Here is an 11,898-nt window from a genome sequence, read left to right on the forward strand (position 1 = left end):
TGTAAGCATCTGATACAATCCAAGTCAGTAATAACAGTACAGAAAGAGACGTCTTGATTAAGGTGAAAAAATTCAGGCAGTTAATGCCTTATTAGGAAGATATAATGTCTACAAATGGGAATGAGAATCACGTAAAAGTATTGATCTTAGGTTCGGGGCCTGCGGGGTTGGCTGCGGCGTTATATGCCGCGCGCGCAGAGTTGGCTCCTGTGGTGCTGACAGGGATGCAGTTGGGTGGTCAGGCCGCGCTGACGCATACCATTGAAAACTATCCTGGTTTCCCCACTGGCGTGGGCGGCGCTGAGTTGGGTGAGTTGTTCCAAAAACAGGCAGAGAATTTTGGTGCAAAGGTCGAATTTGATATGGCGCATGAGGTCGATTTTTCTCAACGCCCATACAAGGTGATGACAGATGGCGCCGAATACAAAGCGGACACTGTGATCGTCACCACAGGTGCGAGTCCGAATCATTTGAATGTCCCTGGCGAAGTGGAATTGACCGGGCGGGGCGTTTCGTATTGTGCGACCTGCGATGGCTGGTTCTTCAAAGAGAAGAAAGTTGTGATCGTGGGCGGCGGTGACTCGGCGGTTGAGGAGGGACTCTTCATCACACGCTACGCTTCCAGTGTGACCGTGATCCATCGCCGTGACGAATTGCGCGCCAGCCCCATCTTGCAGCACCGCGCCAAAGAACACCCCAAGATGAACTTCATTTGGGATACGGTGGTCACTGAAGTTTTAGGTTCGGATAAACTTGAAGCTCTGAGACTAAAGAATGTAAAGACTGGTGATGAAACCATCTTTGAAACAGATGGCTTGTTTATATTTATCGGTCACACACCGAATACACAGATGTTCAAAGACAAACTGGAAATGAGCGGCCTCGGCTACATCAAAGTTAACGATAAGATGGAAACGAATGTCCCCGGTGTGTATGCGGCTGGAGAGGCAGCGGATCCGCACTTCAGGCAGGTGGTCACCTCGGCGGGCATGGGGTCCGCGGCTGCCATCCAGGCGACCAGGTTCCTCGAAGCGGAATCAGGTTAGAGATTAAGAATGAAGCGAGTGAAGGACTCCTTTACCAAATCGGTAAGCGGAGTCCTTCTTTTTGTCCCTACAATCAAGTTTGTGTGTTCAAAAATGTGACATTTTGTACTTTGGGGCTGTGATACTTTCGGATAGAATTACCCAAAAATAATGGCGTCTGACGCCAATAAAATTTTTGGAGGAACCATGAAGAAAATCTCTATTATCGGCGCAGGCAATACGGGTGCAACCGCGGCCCATTGGCTGGCCGAACGTGAACTCGCCAACATCGTTCTACTGGATGTGGTGGAGGGCATGCCTCAGGGAAAAAGCCTAGATCTGCTTGAGGCGATGCCGATTATTGGTAAGGATACACATGTGCTGGGTACGAATGATTATGCCGATACAAAGAATTCGGACATCATCGTGATTACGGCTGGTATTGCTCGCAAGCCCGGTATGAGTCGCGATGACTTGCTCAAGACGAATGCGGACATTGTGGGCAAGGCTGCAATGGAAACTTTGAAACACTCGCCGAATGCAATCTTCATTGTGTTGACCAATCCGCTGGATACGATGGCTTATCTCACCATGAAGATGACCAAGCTGCCGCGCGAGCGTGTCGTCGGCCAGGCTGGCATTTTAGACTCGGCCCGTATGCGCGCTTTTGTTGCAATGGAAGCAGGTGTGAGCGTTGAAAATGTTAATTGTTATGTACTGGGCGGACACGGCGATGAAATGGTTCCTCTTACAAGACATTCCAATATAGCTGGCATTTCGTTACGTGATTATTTCCCAGCCGACAAACTCGAAGCGATTGTCAACCGCACCCGCAAGGGCGGCGGTGAGATCGTGAACCTGTTGAAGACTGGTTCCGCCTATTACGCACCTTCGATGGCTTGCGTGCAAATGGCGGAGGCGATCTTGAAAGATAAAAAGTTGATCGTGCCATGCGCCGCCTATATGAATGGCGAATATGGCTTGAAGGACATGTACTTTGGTGTTCCCGTCATGCTCGGTGCGGGCGGTATGGAAAAGATCATCGAATACAAGTTCGATGCCGATGAGAAAGCCATGTTTGAAAAGTCTGCTGCGTCGGTGAAAGAGACTCATGAGGCGTTGAAGAGTTTGGTTACATTCTAATGTCGTTGCGAGGGCGCTCTTTGCCCGAAGCAATCTTCGACACTGTATGAGAGATTGCTTCGTCAGGAAGATCACCCTCCTCGCAATGACGTAATTTTGATTTGGAGGAACAAATGATCTTGTACGAAAAAATATCAGCTCAATTGCCTTCGTGGCGTGAGCGCATCAAGGCTCTGGCGAAGGAACATGCTGAAGTAAAAGTGGATGATGTCACCATCGGTCAGATCGTCGGTGGGATGCGCGATATCAAATCCCTGCTTTCCGATGTCTCATTCGTTGACCCTGCTCATGGAATTCTATTCCGCGGGTTGACCATCCCTGAATTGCTCAAGGCTTTGCCCAAAGCGCGCGGCGGCAAGATGCCTTTAGTGGGTGGCTTGTATTATCTGTTGATGATCGGCGCAGTGCCGACCAAGGAACAAGCCCAGGAAGTGGAAGCCGAGTGGGCCAAGCGCGCCATCGTCCCTGATTATGTTTTCAAAATGCTCAAAACCATGCCGAAAGAGACTCACCCCATGACTCTCTTCTCGCAGGCTGTACTTGCGCTGCAAAATGGCTCGGTCTTCGCGTCAAAATATCACACGATGAAGAAGGATGTTTATTGGGAAGCGGCGCTGGAAGACAGCCTCGACCTGACCGCGAAACTGCCAGTCATTGCCGCATATATTTACCGCATGAAATATTTCGGTGAATCGGCAAAGCCAAAATACAACCCCAAGATGGATTACGGCGCAAACTTTGCCAGGATGATGAAGGTCTCTGATAAGAAGGGCTATGCTGAACTTGCCCGTCTGTACTTCATTTTGCATAGCGATCATGAAGCTGGAAATGTCTCTGCCCATGCCATGCACCTCGTCGGGTCTGCTCTCTCCGACCCATACCTTTCCTTCTCCGCCTCGCTTAACGGTCTTGCTGGACCTTTACATGGTCTGGCAAATCAGGAGTGTCTTGGCTGGTTGCTTGAAGTGCACAAGAAATTCGGTGGCGTCCCTTCGCGCGATGATCTCTATAAATTCGCATGGGACACGCTCAATGGCGGGCATGTCATCCCTGGCTATGGTCATGCAGTGCTGCGTGTGCCCGATCCGCGTTACATGGCGCAAATGGAATTTGCCAAGAAGCGCTTCCCGGAGGATGAATTGATCCGCCTGGCCGACCTGGTCTTTGACGTAGTTCCTGCCGTTCTCAAGGAACAAGGCAAAGCCAAGAACCCCGCCCCGAATGTGGATGCCATCAGTGGTACGTTACAGTATTACTATGGTGTGCGTGAATTTGATTTCTACACCGTGTTATTTGGCGTAGGCCGCGCCCTCGGTGTGACAGCTAATTACGTATGGGCACGTGCCCTGGGTCAACCGATTGAACGCCCCAAGTCGTTGACCACGAAAATGTTGGAAGATATTGTAGCGAACAACCAAACTCAACCTGAGCTTCAAGCCCATCCTGTATAAGCAGAAAACACAACTCCCGAAGGTTTTCCTTCGGGAGTTGTTCATTTAATCACCATCTGTTTTCTTGTGTGTTTCGTCTGCAACCTCGAACTTGACCAGCCTCACAATGCGGGCTTTGGCTCTCACATACCAGGGGACGATCTGCTTTGCATGTTCAATATTTTCAGCATCCACAATTGCCCAGCCTATGTGTTCGTTGTCTTTACAGCCCCATTCAAACTGATGCAAATATCCCGCTGCGTGGAGATCTTGCACGACCTGGTCGCAACTTTCAGCCGGGTGCGGTGATTCGATCATAAAGCGTTCCATATCATCTCCTTCATAACTGTAAACGATTTGTAGATTATAGAGCTTTTAGCATTGGTTTTCAATACCAATTTTTATTGCGAGGCGAGCCTGTCAACCAGGAAGGCGAAATCCAAAGCATTTTCTTTCAGGTAGTCATATCGTCCGCTGGCGCCGGCGTGACCTGCGCTAAAGTTAGTTTGAAGCAAGGCGAGGTTGACTCCTTTTTTGACATCCCTTAACCTTGCCAAAAATTTGGCAGGTTCCCAATATGCTACACGCGGATCGTTGAAGCCTGTGGTAAGAAGCAGGTGCGGATATTCAACAGGCTGGATATTGTCATATGGGGAGTAGGAGAGCATGTATTCAAAAATATCACTGCTTTCATCAGGGTTGCCCCATTGATCATATTCCAGTGTGGTCAGAGGAATGGACGGGTCGCTCATACTGGTGATCACATCCAGAAACGGCACTTTGCAGATAACCACCTTGAACAAGTCAGGTCGCATGATCATACTTGCGCCGACCAGTAGTCCGCCCGCGGAGCTGCCGATGATGGCGAGTTTGTCGGGCGAGGTGAAACCTTCCCTGACCAGATGCTCTGCACAGGCAATGAAATCGGTAAAGGAATTTTTCTTGTGGAAGAGTTTGCCTTCATCGTACCAATACCGCCCCATCTCGATCCCGCCGCGGATATGCCCGATTGCAAACACGAATCCGCGATCCAGGATGCTGATGATGTTGGAATTAAAATGTGCTTCACTGGATGAACCGTACGCGCCATACCCATAGAGCACACGGGGTTCTTCCCATTTTTCTGCAAATCTTTTCTGTAGGCAATCGAGATGGGTATCTGTTTTCCATCTGCTGCAGGTGCAAAAATGAATTCAGTAACGTATTGAGTCTTGTCAAATCCGCTGGGGATCTGGTCCACTTTCAACGTTTCCCATTCGCCTGTATCCATGTTTATGAGTGCAGTGGTATATGGGGTGGTAAGGGACGAGTACCTGATGCGCACGAACCTGGTCTTGAATTCAAGGTTGTGTTCGACCATAACATCATAAGTTGGGTCGGGGAAGTTTATTTGTATGGCCTGGTTGAGATCATCTATTCTACAAATGCGCAGACGTTTAAGCCCATCCTTGCGCTCGTGCAGAACGATGTGGCCCTCGAACATGTCAATATATTCAAGCAAGACGTCTTCACGGTGCGGGATGATATCCTGCCAGTTTTCCATGCCAGGTGCCGAGATGGGCGTTCTAACCAGTTTATAGTTGGGGGCATCCTTGTTCGTGATGATGTAGAAGAAATCGCCATGATGAGCAGCATAATACTCAAGTTCATTTTGGCGGGGTTGGACCACTTTGAGTTCTGCGTCAGGCCGTTCGGTTGAAATGAAGTGCATTTCCTGTGAGACTGTATTGTAGTGATAGAGCATCACGCATTCCCTGCTGCGTGATTTGTGCAGCAAGAGTGAGAACGTATCGTCTGTTTCATGGAATAAGAGTGTATCCTGCGCTGGGTCTGCGCCGAGTGTGTGGCGCAAGAGTTTATAGGCGCGGTGATATTCATCCAGAGTTAAATAATAAAATGTCTGGCTGTCATTTGCCCATTCCACGCCGATATGAAAATAAACACTGCCGTACGTCCTTTGGATTGTTTCAGGGAATAATTTTCCATTGATCAGGTCTTTGATGTAGATCGTATAAACTTCCGCGCCTTCCAGGTCAACGGAATAGGCAAGTTTCGTCTGGTCTGGGCTGATGCTGAATGCGCTTACACTGCAAAATTCATTGCCTTCGGCCAGCATGTTCTGGTCGATCAGGATTTCTTCGGTTGCATCCAGTGATTCTTTTTTACGACAATAAATAGGATATTGTTTGTCTGCTTCAGTTCGTGTGTAATAAAAATAGTCACCAAATTTTTCTGGCACGCTGCTATCCACTTCCTGCAGGCGTCCTTTCATTTCCTGAAAAAGCATTTCCTGAAGCGCTTTGATGTGCGTTAGTTCATTCTCCAAATATTCATTTTCCGCCTGTAAATATTGAACGACTTCAGGGTTGTCGCGTTCGCGCATCCAATAATATTCATCGTTGCGGGTGATGCCGTGCTGGGTGAGTTTAAATTCTCGTTTGGGTGGGATTGGGTATGAGGTCATGCTGATCCTATAAAAGTGGTGGAAGATATTTTTCGTGCAGGCTCGCCAGGTGATGTTCCACATGGCCGACCATCATGTAGATTAACGCGCGGACGCTCACAGCCGCCCCGGAAGCCGTTCCAACTCTACGGGTCGACTCTTCGCTGATGTTCTTGATCGCCAAAATATTTGCGCGGCGCAGGAATTCAAATTCGCTGATCAGGTCATCGAGCGTGTAATTGTCAAAGCCAGCCTCGCGGACGTAGTCTTCCTGCTCAAAGCCCGGGAGTGGAGTCAGGTCATTGCGTGAGATGCGCAGTAATCGGTACGAAAAGACGCGTTCCACGTCGTTGAGGTGTCCGACCACTTCTTTGATAGACCATTCCGCAGGCCCGGGTTTGAAGCGGGCTTGTTCATCGGTAAGATGCCCAAGCGCGACTTTGATATCGACGATCTGTTGAGGCAGATGTTTCAACACATCCTTTTGTCCTGCACGCTGGATGTAGTCTGCGTAAAAGGGTGCGTATTCTTCGGGCGCAGGGGAAAGCAGAGTTAATGTCATTAGTTATATCCTCAGGATTTTTTGAGAGATTGTTTAATAGACATTATCGGAATTAATCCGTAGATTTACCCATTCGGGTACGATGTTGCCGATTAAAGAATTTCAAAAGAAAAATCTGCGAAAATCCGCGTCATCTGCGGATAATAACCCTGCGGATAACAATCCTGTGGATAAAAAATCGCGATTTGTGCTATTACCGATAAAGTCTAATTTATAACGTGATCAAATTTTTCGGTTTACTTCCTTCCACTTCAAATCCATTTTTCTTCCATTGCGTGATGCCGCCTTCAACTTGAATCAAATTTCGAAACCCGCGCCTGCGCAAGACAGAGATCGCGATCATCGAACGGTTTCCGGTTGAACATTGCACCGCCAGCGGTTTGTCTTTTGGAAAATTTAAATCATCCGATGGAATGCGCCCGCCTTCGATATGTATTGCACCTGGAATGTGCCCATCATTCCACTCCGATAAGTGGCGAACATCCAACAGCGTTACTTCACTTAATCGTTCGCGCAATTCTTTTGCATTCATGGCTGGGATCGTTTCAACGGGATATTCACGCGCCCAGGCTTCAATTCCACCTTCGAGATAACCGACCAGGTTGTCATAGCCGATACGGATGAGTTGCCGCGTCGCTTCAGACCTTTGGTCTGCGGACTCTGCGAGCAGCATGATCCTACTCCCGAACGGGATCACCCAACCTGCCCACACTACAAGCGGCGCATCCACGCGGATGCCATAGGAATTGGGGATGTGCCCGGCTCCGAATGCCTTGTTATGACGCACATCCAAAACTACAACGCCTTCATCCATGAGTGACTTTACTTCCGAAGGACTCAAAGGTTTCAAGATGGGAACGCCGCCCAACAACCTGCCGCCTTTTTGATTGATCTCTCGCATGTACTTGTAATAAGTTGGATAGGATGGCAAGCCCGTCAGTGAGCGCTTGATGAATTCCTCTTCACTCTGCGGCTGTGCCAGCGGATTTGTCTTGCGCTCGCGCCCAATGGTGGTTGTTCTTTCGGATGAAACAGGAGCAACGCAGAATGAGCCTGCACCATGAGTGGGGAAGACATCTACTGTATCAGGCAGCTTGAGCAATTTATGGTGAATGGTGTGATAAAGCTGGCTTGCAAGGGGACGAGTCATCTCGTTGTTGAGCAAATCTGTCCGCGCCGCGCCACCGACGATCAATGCTCCGCCGCTGAATATTGCAGAGGGTGTTTTGCTTTCGGGTTCAACAAGCAGGAATGATATATGTTCGGGGGTGTGTCCGGGCGTTGTTATCACGTGGAGCTGGAACGCGCCGAGGTCGATTATAGAATCTTCGGTGAGCGGGCTGTGTTCGAAGGCAGCATGTGCTTCTGCGCTTGCGCCTATGCTTGCGCCTGTTTGATGCGCGATCTCAAGATTGCCAGAGACAAAGTCTGCATGCAGGTGGGTGTCAAGGACATGCGTCAGCGTAAGCCCCAGCTTGGAAGCGGCATCCAGGTATCGGTCCACGTCACGAAGCGGGTCTATCAATATCCCCTTTTTTGTTTCATGTGAACCGATCAAATAAGCCGAGTTGCCCAATCCAGTATCAATAAAAGGCTTAATAAAATAGTCTGACATGCAGGAATTATACTGTGTTTGAGATATTTGCTTTTGAGTGTCGAACAACCCATCCGCATCCGCAATATCTCATAAAAGTGAAACAGCCTCCAAATTTCTGGAGGCTGTTTTGGAAAATTGAATTTATAACTACGCTGCAAGCTTGACGACTTCGTTCAGGAAAGTCACATCGGGCATGCCCGTGACTCCCGCGCGTTTGGTAGCATCACGGAACTCCTGCGACTGGAACATCTGGCGGGCTTTCTCTTCATTTTCATATTCTCCAAGGATCACAACCTCGTTCGGGTTGGCGGAGGTGCTAAAAGCATGGACTCCCTTCGAACCAAAGCTCTTGCGGAGTTCGGCTGCTTCTTCAAAGACTGGCTTCCATTTTGCAAGATCCTCAACGGTAAGTCGGACGAGTACGTAAGTCATGGCTTCTCCTTTCACTAATAAGAATGTACTTTGATACTATAACCCTGTTTTGGTGCGATGGGTTCTGCGAATCGACCTGACCAAATCGTCGTATAATTGTGATGGATATCAGGAAGCATTTCGATCATTTATGCATGCAATCATTTTTAAAAGCTGTATTGCCAACTGGCAGTATTGAAGAATCAGACGTGTTGCTCCATCAATGCGCCAAAATAAAAAAGGAGGATCTTGGAACATGAACGATGAACTCACAAACTTTGTCATTAAGGAGTTAGGAAAACATCACAATCGGAATGAGATCATACGAGCCGTATGTGAACGAGGCGGCCTGAATTGGTCTGAAGCGGAACGATTTATAAAAGATGTCGAAGGACAGCATGGACGCACAATTACTGCCCGCCAAAGCCCGTTTCTCGTTTTCTTGAGTTTGGGGATCGCCATTATGGGGATCGTGCTTTTCGTCAACAATGGAATGTTTTTTGTTAGTTTTTTCCAGGCCGATACTTTGGAGAAAGCCCTGGAACTGCAAAGCGCTTATTACAGAGCCGCTGGCTTGCTAACTGGAATTGGCATGCTCATCGGAGGAATAATTGGGATTTGGCAGACCGCTGTGTCTTTTTTGAAAGAATAATAGGCGGTTAAAAATTCTCGATGTTTGTGAAGCGAAGAATCTCGTGGCAACAAAATCGATAGCATGATTTGGAAGAAACAAAAAATAAAGCTGTAATGGAAGAAAGATATTAATCAAAACTCCCAGTCTATAGACTGGGAGTTTTGATTAATGCATTTTTGCCAAATTGGCCAGCTTCACGGAATGCTTTTGTAGCTCTGTTTTCAATTCATCTGGTTCTCTGACAACGAAATCAAAAGAGAAGATGGATATCTGCCGCGCCAGCCAATCCAGATCTTCCACGCTGCCGCGCATGATCACTCCGTCTTTATCTGCTTCGAGAACACCAAGCACATCGAAGACTTCTTTTTGCGCGGTGACAATGTCTGTTTTGAGCAGCAATTCGAAAGCGTATTTTCGAGGCAAAGTAGCGACAGCTTGCATCATATGCGCCAGCGGATCGAAACCTTCGGGGCGGTCAAAATGCGTATCGACTTCTTTTACCTGCGTAATGCGATCCAGTCGAAAAGAGCGCAAGTCATTTCGCAGATGACAGTATCCAACCACGTACCATTTATGCAAGTAATAAGTCAGCCCGTATGGGTCGAAATCACGTTCGGTGTCATCACCTTGATTGGGATGATATTGAATATGTACGCGTTGCTGTAATTGTGCGGCGCTGCTTATTGCGCTGAGTATCACTTCACTGGGCGGTGGGGATGCAGCTGTACTCTGGTCAAGCGTGATCGTTTCAGTCAATGCCCGCACGCGGCTTTTTAAATCGAGCGGCATCACACGTTCCAGTTTGGCTAATGCACTTTCAACAGCACGGTCGGTATCGGCGAGGTTGAGGCGTCGGGCGGAAATTAATCCGACGGTTAAAGCCAAAGCCTCTTCGTTGGTGAACATCATCGGCGGGAGTTTGAATCCAGCAGATAACACATACGCACCATTACGGCCACGCTCGGCTTCAATAGGAATGCCGAGATCTTGCAGCATGATGATATAACGCCGCAGGGTGCGGATGTTCACTTCGAGTCGTTGCGCCAACTCCGAGCCTGACATGCGTCCATGAGCTTGCAGCAGCGCCAGTACGGCCAGCACACGCGTGGTGGGATGATACATAATCGGCGAGTATACACTAACCCTACATTGCTCCATCGGGGGCTGCCCTAAAGGCTGCTTCGCGAAGCCCCCGATGAAGCGGAAGCGGATTATGCTTTCCCCGTTAATCGCGAACGCAAGGTGGGGGATAGCCTCAATACTTCTGGTTTTCTTTTGAGTCGACGTTTCAGCGACTTTGAAATTTCATCTTTCCAGATTTTTGATTGGGCAAGCTCGGCAATATGATGTTCATATTCAGTTTGATCTTGAAAGCCCGCGAACCAAACGAAAACATATTCGCCCTCGCGGACTGGCAAGGCAGGGAAAGTATTTGGGCTGTCCTCGGTTACAAAATAGGCGAGGATTTTTGCGCCAGCATCCATCAGTACGGGCTGAATCGTGTTTTCAAAGTAGCTGATGAAATTGGAATTTGCGGGCGCACCAAAATAATAGATCGTGACTGTTACAAACCCATCGCGTGTTGCTGTACTGCCCGGAGGTAGACGATGCTCATTTTCGAGCGAGAATCCAGAGGTCGGGTGAGCGAGACGCAGTAAGAGGACGTTGTCCGAATCAATCATAGTGGCGTTGGCCACGTCGCGATGTGCCTTCCAAACGGGTCCGCCATAAAATGCTGCGAGCGATTGCGCGCGGGCGGACATGTCGTTGAACCCGCGCAGCCAGACAAATTGATCTGGGTCATCAAGATTGCGAAATTGCCCAATGACTTGAATGCCGACAGCTTCTTGAGTCTCCACAAATTCGCGGTCAAAGAGCTCAATCAAATCATCCCGTCTGCCCGGGTGAAGTGTGTACTGTCGGAGTTCGACGATGGGGGAATAGGTTGATCCGCTCATACCCGCTCGAAGGTATTCATCCAATTGACTTCCCAGGTTTTTCCGCCATCAATTGAAAAAGCCTGCTCCCATTGAGCGGAGTTCGCCGTGATCTTCGACCATGTAAAGCGGCAGAAGATATGCTGGCCCTCGAAGACTTCTTGCGAATAAAACTCGCCAATGCCATCCTTGAATTTACCAACCACAGGGACATCCAAGGTTCCGCTCATGCCCGCTGCCCAATAGATGCTCCATTCCTTTGACTTCACATCAAAGAGCCGTAATGTGTAGCCGTGGGTGGGGCCAGTTTCCCTGTTCATGATCACTTCATCACAATGAGCTAGTCCATTTAGTAGTTTTTTGCCGACTGCTGTGCCTTCGAACTCCTCCCATTCTGTGGAGCCTTTCAAGCGCTCCTTCAGGCGTCGGTGGCGCATGATCCAGTTCCCAACCAGGAAATCAAAATCGTTCCGTCCATCATTTTCTGTTTGCATTGTTTACTCCTTATAAAGTGTTTTGAACTACACTTTTAGTGTAAGGAGTAATCAGGACAGGATCGTTCCTAATTTTTATTTGAATGTGCCAACGAGTTCTTGAATCCTCTCAAATGCATTGACTCTATCGTTTCTCTGTTGCATCCTGGTTTCCTGGTCAAACAAGGACCAGCCTTCATTGTCAGCCAGCACCATGACTTTTAAGAGCGGAAGCAGGCTTGG

General features: G+C 48.6%; 12 protein-coding genes and 1 pseudogene. 4 read left to right on the forward strand and 9 right to left on the reverse strand.

The window, feature by feature from the left end; translation table 11 throughout:
- The first annotated feature begins 104 nt into the window (after positions 1-104).
- The 3 genes from trxB (at position 105) to AC14M5_RS04210 (ending at position 3,619) form a co-directional block, all read left to right on the forward strand.
- Entirely contained in the window at positions 105-1,046 is a 942-nt protein-coding gene (trxB, locus tag AC14M5_RS04200; protein ID WP_484028382.1) for a thioredoxin-disulfide reductase, read from the forward strand.
- A gap of 186 nt (positions 1,047-1,232) precedes the next feature.
- Entirely contained in the window at positions 1,233-2,168 is a 936-nt protein-coding gene (gene mdh, locus AC14M5_RS04205) for a malate dehydrogenase (protein ID WP_484028383.1), read from the forward strand.
- A gap of 113 nt (positions 2,169-2,281) precedes the next feature.
- Complete coding sequence (locus tag AC14M5_RS04210; RefSeq protein WP_484028384.1) at positions 2,282-3,619, forward strand: citrate (Si)-synthase; 1,338 nt, start codon at positions 2,282-2,284, stop codon at positions 3,617-3,619.
- A 45-nt stretch (positions 3,620-3,664) separates the two neighbouring features.
- Here the strand turns inward: AC14M5_RS04210 and AC14M5_RS04215 are convergent, their stop codons facing one another.
- The 6 genes and pseudogenes from AC14M5_RS04215 to AC14M5_RS04240 all read right to left on the reverse strand — a co-directional run bounded on the left by AC14M5_RS04215 (position 3,665) and on the right by AC14M5_RS04240 (position 8,632).
- Positions 3,665-3,928 carry a hypothetical protein gene (locus AC14M5_RS04215; RefSeq protein ID WP_484028385.1) on the reverse strand — a complete coding sequence of 88 codons (264 nt, stop codon included), beginning with the start codon at positions 3,926-3,928 and terminating at the stop codon, positions 3,665-3,667.
- Positions 3,929-3,999: 71 nt separating this feature from the next.
- Complete coding sequence (locus AC14M5_RS04220) at positions 4,000-4,701, reverse strand: prolyl oligopeptidase family serine peptidase (protein ID WP_484028386.1); 702 nt, start codon at positions 4,699-4,701, stop codon at positions 4,000-4,002.
- A 194-nt stretch (positions 4,702-4,895) separates the two neighbouring features.
- Positions 4,896-6,125, reverse strand: a pseudogene (locus tag AC14M5_RS04225) (S9 family peptidase); the annotation flags it as partial.
- The gene (locus AC14M5_RS04230; protein ID WP_484028387.1) at positions 6,070-6,603 is read right to left on the reverse strand and encodes a DinB family protein; all 534 of its coding nucleotides are present in this window, start codon (positions 6,601-6,603) and stop codon (positions 6,070-6,072) included. The pseudogene AC14M5_RS04225 and the gene AC14M5_RS04230, both read right to left, overlap by 56 nt.
- 211 nt (positions 6,604-6,814) lie before the next feature.
- Complete coding sequence (locus tag AC14M5_RS04235) at positions 6,815-8,218, reverse strand: rhodanese-like domain-containing protein (protein ID WP_484028388.1); 1,404 nt, start codon at positions 8,216-8,218, stop codon at positions 6,815-6,817.
- Between the two features lie 129 nt (positions 8,219-8,347).
- Positions 8,348-8,632 carry an antibiotic biosynthesis monooxygenase gene (locus AC14M5_RS04240; RefSeq protein WP_484028389.1) on the reverse strand — a complete coding sequence of 95 codons (285 nt, stop codon included), beginning with the start codon at positions 8,630-8,632 and terminating at the stop codon, positions 8,348-8,350.
- Positions 8,633-8,867: 235 nt separating this feature from the next.
- On the opposite strand from AC14M5_RS04240, the gene AC14M5_RS04245 reads away from it, so the two are divergent.
- Positions 8,868-9,263, forward strand: coding sequence for a hypothetical protein (locus AC14M5_RS04245; RefSeq protein ID WP_484028390.1), 396 nt, complete (start codon positions 8,868-8,870; stop codon positions 9,261-9,263).
- A 147-nt stretch (positions 9,264-9,410) separates the two neighbouring features.
- Here AC14M5_RS04245 and AC14M5_RS04250 read toward each other — a convergent pair whose 3' ends face one another.
- The 3 genes from AC14M5_RS04250 to AC14M5_RS04260 form a co-directional block, all read right to left on the reverse strand.
- Entirely contained in the window at positions 9,411-10,367 is a 957-nt protein-coding gene (locus tag AC14M5_RS04250; RefSeq protein ID WP_484028391.1) for a helix-turn-helix transcriptional regulator, read from the reverse strand.
- Between the two features lie 89 nt (positions 10,368-10,456).
- Positions 10,457-11,203 carry an NIPSNAP family protein gene (locus AC14M5_RS04255; protein WP_484028392.1) on the reverse strand — a complete coding sequence of 249 codons (747 nt, stop codon included), beginning with the start codon at positions 11,201-11,203 and terminating at the stop codon, positions 10,457-10,459.
- Complete coding sequence (locus tag AC14M5_RS04260; RefSeq protein ID WP_484028393.1) at positions 11,200-11,676, reverse strand: hypothetical protein; 477 nt, start codon at positions 11,674-11,676, stop codon at positions 11,200-11,202. The genes AC14M5_RS04255 and AC14M5_RS04260 overlap by 4 nt, the downstream gene beginning before the upstream one ends.
- Between the last annotated feature and the right edge of the window lie 222 nt (positions 11,677-11,898).

Source organism: Candidatus Villigracilis sp. (assembly GCF_057083605.1).

What these genes read in the sequence shown, in the direction of transcription:
- trxB (WP_484028382.1), top strand. Translation starts at nt 105, where the DNA reads ATGTCTACAAATGGGAATGAGAATCACGTAAAAGTATTGATCTTAGGT.
- mdh (WP_484028383.1), top strand. Translation starts at nt 1,233, where the DNA reads ATGAAGAAAATCTCTATTATCGGCGCAGGCAATACGGGTGCAACCGCG.
- AC14M5_RS04210 (WP_484028384.1), top strand. Translation starts at nt 2,282, where the DNA reads ATGATCTTGTACGAAAAAATATCAGCTCAATTGCCTTCGTGGCGTGAG.
- AC14M5_RS04215 (WP_484028385.1), bottom strand. Translation starts at nt 3,928, where the DNA reads ATGGAACGCTTTATGATCGAATCACCGCACCCGGCTGAAAGTTGCGAC.
- AC14M5_RS04230 (WP_484028387.1), bottom strand. Translation starts at nt 6,603, where the DNA reads ATGACATTAACTCTGCTTTCCCCTGCGCCCGAAGAATACGCACCCTTT.
- AC14M5_RS04235 (WP_484028388.1), bottom strand. Translation starts at nt 8,218, where the DNA reads ATGTCAGACTATTTTATTAAGCCTTTTATTGATACTGGATTGGGCAAC.
- AC14M5_RS04240 (WP_484028389.1), bottom strand. Translation starts at nt 8,632, where the DNA reads ATGACTTACGTACTCGTCCGACTTACCGTTGAGGATCTTGCAAAATGG.
- AC14M5_RS04245 (WP_484028390.1), top strand. Translation starts at nt 8,868, where the DNA reads ATGAACGATGAACTCACAAACTTTGTCATTAAGGAGTTAGGAAAACAT.
- AC14M5_RS04250 (WP_484028391.1), bottom strand. Translation starts at nt 10,367, where the DNA reads ATGTATCATCCCACCACGCGTGTGCTGGCCGTACTGGCGCTGCTGCAA.
- AC14M5_RS04255 (WP_484028392.1), bottom strand. Translation starts at nt 11,203, where the DNA reads ATGAGCGGATCAACCTATTCCCCCATCGTCGAACTCCGACAGTACACA.
- AC14M5_RS04260 (WP_484028393.1), bottom strand. Translation starts at nt 11,676, where the DNA reads ATGCAAACAGAAAATGATGGACGGAACGATTTTGATTTCCTGGTTGGG.